The following is a 13,536-nucleotide window of genomic DNA, read 5'->3' as shown; positions in this document are numbered from 1 at the left end:
CGATTGCAAAGGTGCCACCACGCTAGCGCCTCTCCGGCGGGGAGGACCAGTGGGGCTTGCGATGATGCCCCGGTGACCAGCACCAGCCATCCCCCCCACCGTCACTCGCACGGCCATGCGCACAGCCACTCGCACAGCCATGGCCCCGCGACCCCCGTCTCGGCACATCTGCGCAAGGTGATCGCCGCCCTTCTCGTCCCGTTCGCGGCCGCGGTCGTGGCCGGCCTGATCATCCTGTGGCCCGGTGGCGTCCCACCCCACCCGCACACGGGACTGGGCCTCGACCAGCAGACCGAGTCGGGCCGGGTCGTGAAGATCGAGGAGCTCGACTGTCCCAAGTCCGGCGCTCAACCGCCCCCGTCACAGCAGCAACAGGGAGCGCCTCAGCCCACCAAGGGCAAGTGCGAGAAGGCCGAGATCGAGGTGACCTCGGGCAAGGACAAGGGCCACACCTTCACGGAGATGGTGCAGCCGGACGCCTCCCGCCGCTACGACGTGGGCCAGGAGGTCGTCCTGGCCTACGCCCCGAAGGCGCCGGAGGCCCTTCGCTATTCGGTCACCGACGTGAACCGGACACTGCCGATGGCCATACTCGCGGGCATCTTCGCCCTGTCGGTCGTGGTGGTGGGCCGGCTGCGCGGCGTCTTCGCGCTGGTGGCGCTGGTCATCAGCTTCGGCGTGCTGACGATGTTCATCCTCCCGGCCATCCTGCAGGGCTCCGATCCCCTGCTCGTCGCGGTGGTGGGCGGCAGCGCGATCATGCTGATCGCGCTCTACATGTGTCATGGGCTCAACGCCCGCACCTCCGTCGCCGTCCTCGGAACGCTGACGTCCCTGCTGGTCATCGGCCTGCTCGGGTCGTTCTTCATCGACTGGGCGCACCTGACGGGCAACACCGACGACCAGACGGGTCTGGTGCACGGGCTCTATCCGGAGATCGAGATCCGCGGCCTGCTGCTGGCCGGGATCATCATCGGCTCGCTGGGCGTGCTGGACGACGTCACGGTGACCCAGACGTCGGCGGTGTGGGAGCTGAAGGAGGCCGACCCCACGGCCAATTGGCGGAAACTGTACGGCTCGGCGATGCGCATCGGCCGGGACCACATCGCCTCCGTGGTGAACACGCTGGTACTGGCGTACGCGGGCGCCTCGCTGCCGCTGTTGCTGCTGTTCTCGATCGCGGACAGCGGGGTGAGCACGGTGGCGACCAGCGAGATCGTCGCGGCGGAGATCGTCCGCACGCTGGTCGGCAGCATCGGGCTGGTGGCCTCGGTCCCGGTGACGACCGTGCTGGCGGCGCTCGTTGTCAGCGCCGACCGGCAGACGGCGACCACGGGGAGGGGAAGGGCGCGCGGAGGCAGGCGGCGCCGCGCGAAGTGATCGACGGGTGATCGACGGTGATCGACGGGTGGTCCGCCGGGGTTCGGTGAACTGGGGAGGGTCACGGGGACGATCGGCCCGGGCGTCGTCAACGGCCCCGGCGGGGGATGGCAGTTGTTCGCGACCATGGGCACGGCCTGCGGGCCGGACATCGGTGCGAAAGGTGACAGTGTCGACAAAACCACTGTGAAGGGAGCAGCGGCGGGGGAAGCGGCGGCGGTCCGGCGGTCCGGACTGCGGCGACCGCGCCGCGGGGGGTGGCACCGCGCGCCGAGCGGGTGCCGATCGGGGAGGGCGCCGGCCGGCCGGGCCGGTCGGCCCGCTAACCGGCGTTCTGACCCTCGGGATTGCCGGCGAGGATGCTGTCCAGCGCCGCGGCGAGCTCGTAGTCGAAGTCGGCGACCGTGCGCTCCTCGCCCAGGGGGGCCACGCGGTCGGTGCGGTCGAGGAAGGCCACCAGCGGCGCCGCGCCCGCCCGGAACAGCGCGCCCTCCCCACCCACTTGCAGCCGGATGAAGACGTCCGACAGGTGCTGGGAGGAGGCGGGGGCGATGTGCACATCGCCCTCGCCGGACGGCTGGCTCAGCCCGTCGAGCAGCAACTCCCGGGCGAAGGCCCAGGTCACCGGGGCGTCGCCGGGGAGGTGGAAGGTGAACTTCACCGCGTACGGATCACTGCTGTCGTAGCCCAGCTCCACCGGGATCCGGAAGGACAGCTCCTCGGAGACGAGGAACGTCATGACCACTTCTGCCTGAACTGTGTCGCGCATCGCCCAATGCCCCGTCTTCGTCGGTTTGGCAGGGATTGAAGCCTGATGGCCCCAATGACGCCATAGTCTGACAAGAACGCCCAGTGGATCACAAGGAGTGATTTTCCAGTTACTCATGGAGACCGAGGGTGAGCATACGAGCTCGCCGACTCTGGAGCGTAGCGACTCGACTACTGCATGGAGTCGTAACCAGGGGATTTGCTGGCACGGAACAGCCGAGAACTGGCCAAAGTGGCCCGAGGGCGCACGGATTACCGTTTACGCCCCCGGGCTTCGCGTTCACGTTGACGGAGAGATGTTGACGGGAGAGATAACTCCCCGCCTTCCGCTTCGTTGAGTTGACCGAGCGGACACCGGACGGTGGCGTGGGCGACGCCGTCTGCCGGTGGGGTCGTTCCGGGCGGCACGTCACGCCCGGAACGACCGCCCCTACCAGTCGCCCCTCGACGACGAGGACGACGTGAACTTCTTGACGACGAAGATCAGGCCACCGACGAGAGCGACCAGCAGCAGCGCCTTGAAGAGCAGGCTGATGACAAAGCCGAGCACGCTCATGATCAGGCTGCCGAACACCAGCAGGACGAGGACCGGCACGGCGATCCACTTCACCCACCACGGCATCCCGTCGAATATCCCCTTCTCGGCCATGTCGATCCCTGCTCTCCGCTTCGCGCGTGATTTCACGCGGCCTCGTCACATCACGGCCGGTCGGACTTCCACGGCGAATGCCGTGGGGGGAGTCTGCGGCCGCCCGGAGCGGAATGCCCCGGCCTGCATTCGATGCTAGGGCGACAGGACCTTCCGGCGGGGCCCGCGCAGCCCCCGTCCTCCCCTGAACCGCCCCCTACGGGATCGCGGGGCCCGGCTCAGCTCTCGGGCGGAGAGAAGACCACCAGAACCCTCAGATCCTCGCTGATGTGGTGGAAGCGGTGGACCACCCCGGCGGGGACGTACACCACGCTGCCGCGCCCCACCGTCGTGGTCTCCTCCCCGACCGTGACGGACGCCCGGCCGCTCATCACCACGTACACCTCGTCCTGGAGGTGCGGCCCCTGGGGGTCGGCGTCGCCGGCGTTCAGCGCGTACAGCCCGACGGACATGTTCCGTTCGCGCAGGAACTGCAGGTAGGCGCCGTCATTGGCGACCCGCTCGGCCTCGAGCTCATCCAGCCGGAACGCTTTCATGCGTGGTCCATCCCTCGCCGTACCGATCGCCGCGCCGGTCGCCCCGGCGCCCGCGCCCATCGAGCGGATCTTCATCGACCGCGCCCGTCTGCAACGATCTCACCATGAAGAATTTCGTAGTCAAGACGATCGCCAACGCGGCGGCCCTGGCGGTAGCCATCTGGCTGCTCAAGGGCATCACCCTGTCCGGCGAGAACACCGCCCGCAAGGTGGTCACGCTCTTCCTCGTCGCGCTCGTCTTCGGCGCGGTCAACTTCATCGTCAAGCCGGTGGTGAAGCTGCTGTCGTTCCCGCTTTTCATCCTCACCCTCGGCCTGATCACGCTGGTCATCAACGCCCTGATGCTGTTGCTGACCTCGTGGCTCGCGGACCGGCTGGACCTGGCCTTCCACGTGGGCGGCTTCTGGCCCGCCCTGGTCGGCGGCGTGATCATCTCCGTCGTGGCCTGGGCGATGCACATGATCCTGCCCGACGAGAACGACTGACGGCGGGCCGCGCCCGGCGCCGGCGGCCCACGGCGCGAGGACGGCTCGAGCCTCCCCCCTCTTGGCTCGAGCCGTCGCGGCTCCACGCGTGAAGAACCGCGCGACCCAGGCTAGTTGACTCTGCGTCAGTGTCCAATCACGCTAGCGACACAGACCTATCGACTTATTTATAGTTCCCCTACGGTCGGTGGTGGCGAACAAGGGGAGACAGCATGGATCTGGCCCTTTTACGCACATTCGTCACGGTGCACCGGGCCGGCTCCTTCACCCGTGCCGCCGCCCTGCTCGGCCTCTCCCAGCCCGCCGTCACCAGCCAGATCAGGACCCTGGAACGGCAGCTGGGCCGCCCCCTCTTCCTGCGCCAGGCCCGCGGCGTGCGCCCCACCACCACCGGCGACGAACTCGCCCACAAGATCGCCCCGCATGTCGACGCCCTGCTGGAGATCGCCGAGGCCGACCTCGACGACCAGCGGGCCAACCGCACACTGCACCTGGCCGGTCCCCCCGAGTTCACCGCCCTGCGCGCACTGCCCGCGCTCACGCCCCTCATCGTCCAGGGGCTGACCGTGCGCGCCGCCCACGGCATGGCCGAGGACCTCTTCGAGGGCCTGGGCGCGGGCCACCACGACCTCGTCGTCACCACCTCCCGCCCGCGCGGCCGGCTGCTGGCCGCCACCCCCCTCTGCGACGAGGAGCACGTCCTGGTCGCAGGCCCCCGCTGGGCGGCCCGCCTGGGCGGCGCCGCCGTCGTCCGCGACAAGGGCGTGCACGCCCTGGAGGACCTGCCCGTCGTCGAGGTCCACGAGAGCCTGCCGTTCGTCTCCCGCTACTGGGCCGCCGTCTTCGACACCAAGCCCGCCGCCGCGGGCGCCGTCATCGCCCCCGACCTGCGTGCCGTCCTCTCCTGCGTCGCGGCCGGGGCCGGCATCGGCGTCCTGCCGCGCTACCTGTGCGGCGACGCCCTCGACAGCGGGGAGGTCGTCGCCCTGCTCGACCCGCCGGTGCCCCCGCTGCGCACCTATTTTCTGGTCGTCCGGGCCGGCTCCCTGGCCCACCCGCATCTGGCCAGGGCGCACGAGTGGCTGTTGCGCGCTGCCGTTTCCTGGTGAGAAAGGGTTTCGCGGAGGGGACCGTGCGGCAGATGTCCCCTATGACCGAACGGCCCGTGGTCAAACGCACCGCCCGCGCCATCCTGCTCGACGGCGAGCCCGGCTCCGACGCGCTCGACATGATCCTCATCAAACGCACCAAGCCCGACGAGGCTCCGTACTGGATCACCCCCGGCGGAGGCGTCGAGCCCGAGGACCCGACCGTCGTCGCCGCCCTCCACCGGGAGGTCGACGAAGAGCTCGGGGCGAAAGTCGTCGACGTGGTCCCCGCCTTCGTCGACACCGTCTCGCACTCCCTGCACCACGCCGCCCACGGCGTGAAGGTGCAGCACTTCTTCGTCTGCCGGCTCGCCTCCATGGACCTCTCACGCCGCCACGGCCCGGAGGTGGACGAGCCCCTCGGCACGTACGAGGTCGTCCGCATCCCCTTCACCCGGGCGGGCATCGACTCGGTGGAGGTGGTGCCGCCGTCGTTGCGCGCCTTCCTCCACGCCAACATCGAGGGCGTACGCGCCCTGCTCGCCGCCGACCTGGGGTGACGGATCCGGCCCGGCGGCCGCGCCGCCCGGCCCTACGTCGCGGACGCCGTCAGCTCGTCGAGCGAGTCGTGCCGTATGCGGTCGGCGGGCATGCCGATGCCGACCAGGGTGTCCACGCCGCTGCGGATCATGCCGGGCGGGCCGGAGAGATACGCGTCGTAGGAGTTCCACGGCCCGTACTTGCGGACGACCTGAGGGAGTTGCCCGCTCAGGCCGAGGGTGGGTCCGTCGGAGATCACCGGGCGGACCATGAGCCAGCGGTGCGTCTTCTGCAGTCTGAGCATGGTGTCGATGTCGTAGAGATCGTCGTTGTGCCGGGCGCCGTAGAAGACGTCCACGGGACGGCTGCGGCCGTGCCGCGCGACGTCCTCCACCAGGGCCTTGATGGGGGCGATGCCGGTGCCGCCGCCCAGGCAGAGCAGGCCGTTGTCGCTGCCGTGGTCGACGGTCATCGAACCCGTGGGCGGCCCCAGGCGGATGACGTCGCCGGGGCGGGCGCGGTGCACCAGCGCACGGGAGACCCAGCCGGCCGGAACGGCCTTGACGTGGAAGGACAGCAGACCGTCGGGGCGGGGCGCGCAGGAGAAGGAGTAGTTGCGCCAGACGCGCGGCCACCACGGCGTCTCCAGGCTCGTGTACTGGCCGGCGCGGAAGGAGTAGGGCCGGTCGGGCCGTACGGTCACGACGGCGATGTCCGGCGTGCGCGACTCGTGCGAGACGATCTCGGCCTGCCACCAGGCCGGGGACGTGCGCGCGTCCTCTGCCGCCGCGTCGATCATGATCTGGGAGATCGCGGTGTAGGCCCGCACCCACGCGGCCTCGGCGTCCGCGTTCCAGCTGTCCCGCGCGTAGTGGGCCAGCGCCCCGATCAGGCACTCGCCGACGGCGGGGTAGTGGGCGGACTCGGTGCCGTACTTGCGGTGGCCGCGGCCCAGTTGGGAGAGGTACTCGGTGAGGGTGGCGGTGTCGTCGACGTGCCGGGCGGCGGTGAGCAGGGCCCTGAAGAGCCGGTCGCGCTGGGTGTCCATGGCGGCGGGGAAGAGGGCCCGCAGGCCGGGGTGGCGCAGGAACAGCAGCGCGTAGAAGTACGAGACGGCCTTGTCGGCGCTCGGTTCGATCTCGGCCAGTGTGCGGCGGATCAGCAGGGCGTCGGGCGACGGTCCGGCCGCCGGCGCACCGGCGGAGGCGGGGCCGGGCGGCGCGGGGCGCCGGCCGGCCGGGCCCCCGGTTCGGCGCGAGGGCGCGGCACCCTCCGGTAACCGAGGCGGTCCCTCGTGGGCGCCCGGCCGGGTGAACCAGCCCCGCTCACCCGCGTCGCCGGTGGTGCGGCCGTCGGCCGAGGGGGTGGTCGGAGCGTTCATGGTCGCGTCGCCTCGCCTCGAACATCTCGGTGTTCCAGCACGCGCAGCATTCCACCCCTTGCCCGGCGCCCGGCAAGCTTTGCCGGAAGTCCCCGCACCGCTCCCCCGGTTGGGGATAGGCTGCGCTCCTTTCCGGCCCGCCGGTAAGCCCGCCGGACGCCAGGGCGTGTCCCGCCCGCGCCGGCCCGCCGGAGGCGCCCTACGCCCGGGGCGCGTCCGCCACCAGCGCGTAGGCCTCCCTGAGGTCACGCCCCCCGTAGGCGTGCGAGGCGATGTCCCGCACATGGTGGTCGGCGTTGACGGCGACCGACACCGGCACCATCGCGAAGAGCCGGGCGTCCGACATGGAGTCGCCGTACGCCACGCAGTCGGCGCGGCCCAGGCCGTAGCGCTCGCACAGCTCGTCGGCGATCCGGACCTTCGCGGACGCGTCGAGGATGCCCGCCGGGTCCACCGGATCGCGGAACGGCACGGCGGGCCACCGCGAGCCATGGGCCGCGTCCGCTCCCCAGTCCAGCAGGCGTTCGACGAAGAACCCCGGCGACAGCGAGATCACCGCGCACCGCTCGCCCCGCGCCCGTATCTCCTGCCAGACGTCCCGGATGCCCGCCAGCCAGGGCGCGCCCTCGAAGGCCGCCGCCACCTGCGGCTCGGTCAGCTCTCCCCAGAGCTCCACCGCCAGCTCGGCGAACCGGGGCGGCGTCAGCTCCCCCGCCGCGAACGCCTTCTCCAGCTCGCCGATCTCCGTCTCCAGCCCGAGCTGCCGGGAGATCTCCACCGCGGCCGCCGATCCATGGATCAGCGTCCCGTCGAGGTCGAACAAGTGCAGTCTGCTCATGACGACCGAGCGTAGGCGCACTCCCGCCGCGAGGGATCACGCCCCTGACCTCGGCCCGGGCCACGACCGGCCCCGGGCCCCGGCCGCCCGCCGCTCAGCGGGTGGCCGGCGCGGCCTCCCGCTCGGCGGCCGCGGGCGATCCCCCGGCGACCACGCGCCCGGCCGAGGGGGCCGTGGTGCGCCGCTCGAGCGCCGCGGAGAGCAGGGCGAGGAGCAGCGCGGAGGCGGCCATGGCGGCGCCGACCCAGTTGGGGGCGGTATAGCCGAAGCCGGCGGATATCACGAGGCCGCCGAGCCAGGCCGCTATGGCGTTGCCCAGGTTGAAGGCGCCGATGTTGACGGCGGAGGCGAGGGTGGGGGCGTCGGCGGTCTGGTCGAGCACCCGCTTCTGCAGCGGGGGGACGGTCGCGAAGCCGAAGGCGCCGATGAGCGGGATGGTGACGGCGGCCGCGGTCTTGTCGTGCGCGGTGAGCGGTAGCAGGGCGAGCAGGACCGCCAGTCCGCCGAGGGCGGTGAAGAGCATGGGCATCAGCGCGCGGTCGGCGTACCGGCCTCCGATCAGGTTGCCGACGAGCATGCCGAGGCCGAAGAGGACGAGCAGCCAGGTGACGGACGAGGGGGCGTAGCCGGCGACGTCGGTCATCATCGGGGCGAGGTAGGTGCTCATGGTGAAGACGCCGCCGAAGCCGAGGACCGTCATCGCCATGGCGAGCAGGACCTGGGGGTTGCGGAAGGCCGCGGTCTCGCCGCTGAGCCGGGTGCGCTCGGGCCGGGGCTGCGGGGGCACGAGGGCGGCGATGCCCAGGACGGCGAGGACGCCGAGCCCGGCGATGATCAGGAACGTGACGCGCCAGCCCACGTTCTGGCCGACCAGGGTGCCCATCGGCACGCCGACCACCGTGGAGGTGGTCAGCCCCGTGAACATCATCGCTATCGCACCCGCCTTCTTCTGCGGGGCGACGAGCCCGGCGGCGACGATCGACCCGATGCCGAAGAACGCCCCGTGCGCGAGCGACGCGACGATCCGTCCGGCGAGCATCAGCGAGAAGACGGGGGCGGCGGCGGAGAGCGCGTTGCCCACGACGAACAGGCCCATGAGGCCCATCAGCATCGCCTTGCGCGGGATCCGGCCCCCGAGGATGGCCAGGACCGGCGCCCCGACGACGACGCCGAGTGCGTAGCCGGTGGTCAGGAGGCCGGCGGTGGGGATGGAGACGCCGAACTCGTCCGCGATCTCGGGGAGCAGGCCCGCGGTGACGAATTCGGTGGTGCCGATACCGAAGGCGCCGATGGCGAGCGCCAGCAGGGCGAGTGGCATGACGGAGGGGTCCTTAGCGGAGGCAGCGGTGGGCGAAGTCTTTGCGGCAGACTTTTACCGGCCTCCACAATAATTGCATACGCGGGTTACTTGCAAGCGCGGGCTATTGCGGCGGGGGGATACGCTGGTCGGGAGCGACTCGAACGGCATGCGCCCGGCGACCGCGTACGACTCCGAAGGAGGGTCATCCATGTCCCGCACCCCGGACCCCGCCCTGACCGGCCTGGCGCAGGGCTGGTGCGCGCTGTCCACGCTGCACAGCCGCATAGAGGCCCATCTCGAGCGGGCGCTGCAGGCCCATCACGAGCTGAGCGTGCGCGAGTTCTCGGTGCTCGACGTCCTCAGCCGCCAGCACGACGGCGAGGGCGGGCACCTGCGCATGAACGAGGTCGCCGACGCCGTCGTACTCAGCCAGAGCGCGACGACGCGCCTGGTCAACCGCATGGAGGACCGCGGTCTGCTGACCCGCTACCTCTGCCTCACCGACCGCCGCGGCATCTACACCGACGTCACCGACGCCGGCCGCTCCCTGCTGGACCAGGCCCGTCCCACCAACGACGCCGCGCTGCGCGAGGCGCTGCACGAGGCGTCGGGCCGCGCCGAACTGGCCCCGCTGGTCGCCGCCATGGAGGGCCTCACCCCGGCTTCCTGACCGGCGCCCCGCGCCCCGCCGTGAGGCCGGACGCGGCACGCCCCGCCGTCAGGCCGGCTCGGGCGGCGTCCAGTCGGCCACCAGTCGCAACAGCCCCGGGAAGCGCGCCTCGAGGTCGTCGATCCGCACATGGCTGCGGCGCTCGAGCCCGTACTGCCGCTGCCGGATGACCCCGGCCTCCCGCAACACCTTGAAGTGATGCGTGAGCGAGGACTTGGGCCGGTCCAGCCCGAGCCACCCGCAGCTGTGGTCGAACTCCTCCCGCTCCAGCAGGAATTTGCGCACGATCCCCAGTCGCAGCGGGTCGTTCAGTACCCCCAGCACCGCCTCGAGCCGCAGGTCGCCGACCGCGGGCTCGGGAAGCGGCTCGGGCGCGTCCGCCGGCACGGGCAGAACCTTGAAGGCCGTCATCGGCGTTCTCACCTTTCCGTCAACCTTGTACGACTCCAATCGTACAGCGTGCTAAGTTCGATAAAACTCGTACTGAGCGCGAACCGAGGGGGACCCATGACGACCATGACCACGGCCACGACCACGGCAACGGCCCCGACCACGAAGGCGACCGCCTGGACACAGGCGGCGCCACCGCCTGCGCCCGCGTCCCGCCGGTGGATCTGGCTCGCGGCCTGGCCCGTGACGGCGGTGTTCATCCTGTCCAACGCGGCGACACCGCTGTACGTCCTGTGGCAGCGCGACATCGGCTTCTCCCGGGGCACGCTGACGATCGTCTTCGCCTCCTACATCGCCGGTCTCATCGGCTCGCTGCTGGTCTCGGGCGTGGCCTCGGACCGGATCGGCCGCAAGCCGGTGCTGATCCCGGCGCTGGCGCTCGCCGCGATCGCCTGCGTGATCTTCGCGACCGCGTCCTCCGTCGCCGCGCTGATCACCGCCCGGCTGCTCAGCGGAATCGCCGTCGGCGCGGTCGTGTCCGCCGGAATGGCGGCGGTGGCGGACGTGGCGGGCCCGGCGCGCAGGCGGCTGGCGGCGCTGCTCGCCTCGAGCGCGATGGTGCTCGGCGCCGGGCTGGGCCCGCTGCTGGCGGGCGTGCTGTCCGAGACGCTGCCCGCCCCGACGGTGACCGTCTTCCTCGCCGAGACCGTCCTGCTCGCCCTGGCCTTCGCCGTCGTCGTGCGCATGCCGCTGCCGCGCCCGGCCGAGGGGCCGGGCCGGCGCACGGGCGGGTCGTGGGTGCGGCTGCCCAAGGTGCCGCGGGGCGCGGGCGGCCGGCTGCTGGCGGGTGCGGCGGCGTTCGCGCCGGGCCTCACCGCGACGTCGTTCGTGCTCTCGCTCGGCCCGTCCCTGCTGTCCGGGCTGCTGGGCACGACCAGTCGGGCGATGGCCGGCGGCATGGCGTTCGCGATGTTCCTCACCTCGACGGCGGTGCAGTTCGCGGTCCGGCGGCTGCGCGTCCGTACGATCCTGCTCGCCGCCTCGGTGAGCACGGCCGTGAGCATGGCCGCCCTGATCGGCGCGGTACGCACCTCGTCCGTCGTCCTGCTCGCCGCCGCCGCGATCGTCGCCGGAGCCGGGCAGGGCATGGGCCAGCTCGGCGGTCTCTCCCTGCTGAACTCCACGGTCCCCGCCGGGCGTCTGGCCGAGGCCAACGCCGCACTGAACGTCAGCGGCTACCTCCCCGCCGGCCTGCTGCCCGTGGCGGCCGGCTACCTGAGCGACGCCGTCGGCCTGACCTCGGGGGCGACCACGTTCGGCGTCGCGCTCATCGGCCTCGCGGCGGCCGGCGGCCTCGTCATCGCCAAGGGCCGCGGGTCCGCCGGGACCACCGGGTCCGCATGAGGCGGGCCGCCGTCACGTGCCCGTACGCGCCCGGGCCCGCTCGCGGTGCGCCCGCTGCCGACAGGCGCCGCCGCAGTACCGCGCGGGCCGGCCCGTACGCGACACCCGCACCGGGCCGCCGCACGCCGCGCATCCTGTTTCGTTACGCCGTACGGCCGGATTCTGGGGCAGTTTCGTCACATGGCGCCCCGGCCGCAGGCTGTCGCACAGCAGCGCCGTCATCCTTCCCGGCGCCACCGCCGGACCCCGCCGCTGCTCCATCGACAGACAGCCCATGAGCAGGGCCATCACATCGTCGATGGTGACGTCCTTCCGTACGGCGGCGGCCTGTTGGGCCCGCTCGAGCAGGACCGTCAGCGCCTCGCGGAAGCCCTCCTCGACGCCCGGAGAGGGCTCGAGACTGCCCTCCAGGGCGTCACAGAGGCCCTTGTTCCGCACGGACAGCCGTACGACCGCCGACAGGTAGCGGAAGAAGACCGCTCCGGGGTCGTCCGCGTGCGCCAACTCCCTTGCAGTGTCGGTGAATAGTCGCACCCGGTCCACGACCGTGGCCCTGAACAGGGCTTCCTTGGACGGGAAATGGCGGTAGACGGTGCCCGTGCCGACGCCGGCACGGCGCGCGATCTCACCGAGCGGGACCGCCAACCCCGCTTCCTCGAAAGCGGATCGGGCGGCCTGGAGGACGAGTTCCCTGTTGCGGCGCGCGTCCGAGCGGAGCGACGGGGCGAGGGGCGGGGGCGGAGACGGACTCCTGCGCCGGGCCATGCGCGGGGACCTTCCGGGAGGGCGGATCGAAACGGGACGTGGGTTCCGATTCTATTCGTGCGTGACGACGAGGAGCCCCACACGACATAAGGGTGATAAGCGATAGAGAACGCAAAAAGGCCGCTTCCGGTGCGTGAAGCACCGGCAGCGGCCTTGCGCGAAGGGCAGCCCGGAGGCCGTGCGTCAGCCCGCGATCACCGCGTCCCAGGCGTCGCCCGCGGCCCGCACGACCGCGGCCGGGTCCGCGACCGGCACGCCCAGCGCCCGCAGGCCCTCGCCGAACGCCGCCAGCGAGGCGAGCACGACCTCCCGGTCCGCGTCCAGGCCGTAGTGGTTGACGCGGATCATCTCCTTGGCCAGAGAGCCAGCCGCCGCCTGTACGGGCACCGACGCGTCGGCCGCCAGGGCCGCCGCCACGACGTCCCGGGCGTCGACGCCCTCCGGGGCGCGCAGCGTGGTGGCCGCCGGGGCCGCGTCCTCGTCACGGATCACGTAGGGGGCCAGGGCGCCGAGCGCCCGTACGCCCGCGCGCGTCGCGGCCGAGGCGGCGCGGTGGCGGGCGATGACGCCGTCCAGGCCGTCGGCCTCGATGCGGTCGAGGGCCTGCTCCAGCGCGAGCATCTCCAGCTGTGCGGGGGCGTGCGGCAGCGCGGTGCGACCGCCGTCGATCCAGCGCTCCTTCCAGTCCAGGAGGGAGAGGTAGGAGCGGCGGGGCGCCTGCTCGTTGGCGGCGATGCGCTCCCAGGCGCGGGCGCTGACCGACACGGCCGACACCCCGGCCGGCCCCGCCATGGCCTTCTGACCGCCGATCACGCACAGGTCGACGCCCCACTCGTCCGTGAGCAGCGGCTCGGCGGCGACGGAGGCCACCGCGTCCAGCAGCAGCAGCGCGCCGTGCTCGCGGACCACCGCGCCGATCTCCGCGACGGGGTTGGTGTTGCCGGTGGCCGCCTCGGCGTGGACGAGGCTGACGAAGTCGATGTCCGGGTGCGCGCGCAGCGCGTCGGCGACCTGGGCGGGGGTGACCGCGCCGCTGAAGGGCGCGGCCACCGTGACGACCTCGGCGCCGCAGGAGCGCAGCCAGCCGCCGAACGTCTCGCCGTACGGGCCGGTGATGATGTTGAGCGCGGTGCTGCCGGGGCGTACGGCCGAACGAATGCACGCCTCCAGCGGCAGCAGGGCCTCGCCCTGCATCGCGACCACGGTCTCGCGGGTGCGCATCAGCGCCGCGACCTTGTCCTCGATGCGGGCGAAGTGACCGGCGCCGAGGGGCGCCAGGTCGAGCAGGGCCGGTGCGGTGTTCGCAGTCACGGTGCCTTCCAGGTGGTATCGCGCCGCGTGT

At 72.0% G+C, this 13,536-nt stretch carries 15 protein-coding genes; 6 read left to right on the top strand and 9 right to left on the bottom strand.

Translation table 11 applies throughout. The features are described from left to right. Positions 1–72 precede the first annotated feature (72 nt). Positions 73–1,380: a YibE/F family protein gene (locus J1792_RS06240; RefSeq protein WP_307842908.1), complete on the top strand. Its 1,308-nt coding sequence runs from the start codon at positions 73–75 to the stop codon at positions 1,378–1,380. Between the two features lie 322 nt (positions 1,381–1,702). Here J1792_RS06240 and J1792_RS06235 read toward each other — a convergent pair whose 3' ends face one another. The 3 genes from J1792_RS06235 to J1792_RS06225 all read right to left on the bottom strand — a co-directional run bounded on the left by J1792_RS06235 (position 1,703) and on the right by J1792_RS06225 (position 3,333). Next, a complete protein-coding gene (locus J1792_RS06235) occupies positions 1,703–2,149 on the bottom strand; it encodes an SsgA family sporulation/cell division regulator (protein WP_086573811.1) in 447 nt (148 codons plus the stop codon). Between the two features lie 429 nt (positions 2,150–2,578). After that, positions 2,579–2,797 (bottom strand): DUF5326 family protein, encoded by a 219-nt coding sequence (locus J1792_RS06230; RefSeq protein ID WP_086573813.1) that lies wholly within the window; start codon positions 2,795–2,797, stop codon positions 2,579–2,581. A gap of 218 nt (positions 2,798–3,015) precedes the next feature. Then, positions 3,016–3,333: a cupin domain-containing protein gene (locus tag J1792_RS06225; protein ID WP_086568383.1), complete on the bottom strand. Its 318-nt coding sequence runs from the start codon at positions 3,331–3,333 to the stop codon at positions 3,016–3,018. Between the two features lie 104 nt (positions 3,334–3,437). Here J1792_RS06225 and J1792_RS06220 point away from each other — a divergent pair, with 104 nt between their 5' ends. The 3 genes from J1792_RS06220 to J1792_RS06210 all read left to right on the top strand — a co-directional run bounded on the left by J1792_RS06220 (position 3,438) and on the right by J1792_RS06210 (position 5,466). After that, entirely contained in the window at positions 3,438–3,818 is a 381-nt protein-coding gene (locus J1792_RS06220) for a phage holin family protein (protein WP_086568385.1), read from the top strand. A gap of 212 nt (positions 3,819–4,030) precedes the next feature. Next, the gene (locus J1792_RS06215; protein WP_207246780.1) at positions 4,031–4,927 is read left to right on the top strand and encodes a LysR family transcriptional regulator; all 897 of its coding nucleotides are present in this window, start codon (positions 4,031–4,033) and stop codon (positions 4,925–4,927) included. 41 nt (positions 4,928–4,968) lie between these two features. After that, the gene (locus J1792_RS06210) at positions 4,969–5,466 is read left to right on the top strand and encodes an NUDIX domain-containing protein (RefSeq protein ID WP_086568388.1); all 498 of its coding nucleotides are present in this window, start codon (positions 4,969–4,971) and stop codon (positions 5,464–5,466) included. 32 nt (positions 5,467–5,498) lie between these two features. Here J1792_RS06210 and J1792_RS06205 read toward each other — a convergent pair whose 3' ends face one another. The 3 genes from J1792_RS06205 to J1792_RS06195 all read right to left on the bottom strand — a co-directional run bounded on the left by J1792_RS06205 (position 5,499) and on the right by J1792_RS06195 (position 8,983). Next, entirely contained in the window at positions 5,499–6,827 is a 1,329-nt protein-coding gene (locus J1792_RS06205) for a globin domain-containing protein (protein WP_086568390.1), read from the bottom strand. 199 nt (positions 6,828–7,026) lie between these two features. Then, a complete protein-coding gene (locus J1792_RS06200) occupies positions 7,027–7,665 on the bottom strand; it encodes an HAD family hydrolase (RefSeq protein ID WP_207246778.1) in 639 nt (212 codons plus the stop codon). Positions 7,666–7,759: 94 nt separating this feature from the next. Further along, a complete protein-coding gene (locus J1792_RS06195; protein ID WP_086568392.1) occupies positions 7,760–8,983 on the bottom strand; it encodes an MFS transporter in 1,224 nt (407 codons plus the stop codon). Between the two features lie 190 nt (positions 8,984–9,173). Between J1792_RS06195 and J1792_RS06190 the strand changes: the two genes are divergently transcribed. Continuing rightward, on the top strand, positions 9,174–9,635 hold the full coding sequence (locus tag J1792_RS06190) for a MarR family winged helix-turn-helix transcriptional regulator (protein WP_086568394.1): 462 nt from the start codon (positions 9,174–9,176) through the stop codon (positions 9,633–9,635). 48 nt (positions 9,636–9,683) lie between these two features. On the opposite strand, the gene J1792_RS06185 is transcribed toward J1792_RS06190, so the two are convergent. Beyond that, entirely contained in the window at positions 9,684–10,046 is a 363-nt protein-coding gene (locus J1792_RS06185; RefSeq protein WP_207246776.1) for an ArsR/SmtB family transcription factor, read from the bottom strand. A gap of 105 nt (positions 10,047–10,151) precedes the next feature. Here J1792_RS06185 and J1792_RS06180 point away from each other — a divergent pair, with 105 nt between their 5' ends. Further along, complete coding sequence (locus J1792_RS06180; protein ID WP_207247092.1) at positions 10,152–11,429, top strand: MFS transporter; 1,278 nt, start codon at positions 10,152–10,154, stop codon at positions 11,427–11,429. Positions 11,430–11,441: 12 nt separating this feature from the next. Here J1792_RS06180 and J1792_RS06175 read toward each other — a convergent pair whose 3' ends face one another. Together J1792_RS06175 and J1792_RS06170 are read right to left on the bottom strand one after the other, a co-directional pair. Beyond that, on the bottom strand, positions 11,442–12,194 hold the full coding sequence (locus J1792_RS06175) for a TetR/AcrR family transcriptional regulator (protein WP_207246774.1): 753 nt from the start codon (positions 12,192–12,194) through the stop codon (positions 11,442–11,444). A 183-nt stretch (positions 12,195–12,377) separates the two neighbouring features. Then, complete coding sequence (locus J1792_RS06170; RefSeq protein ID WP_207246772.1) at positions 12,378–13,505, bottom strand: pyridoxal-phosphate-dependent aminotransferase family protein; 1,128 nt, start codon at positions 13,503–13,505, stop codon at positions 12,378–12,380. Positions 13,506–13,536 lie beyond the last annotated feature (31 nt).

Origin of the sequence: Streptomyces triculaminicus, assembly GCF_017349075.1 — a bacterium.
GTDB classification, from domain to species: domain Bacteria; phylum Actinomycetota; class Actinomycetes; order Streptomycetales; family Streptomycetaceae; genus Streptomyces; species Streptomyces triculaminicus.
This window is presented reverse-complemented; position numbering and strand designations above follow the sequence as displayed.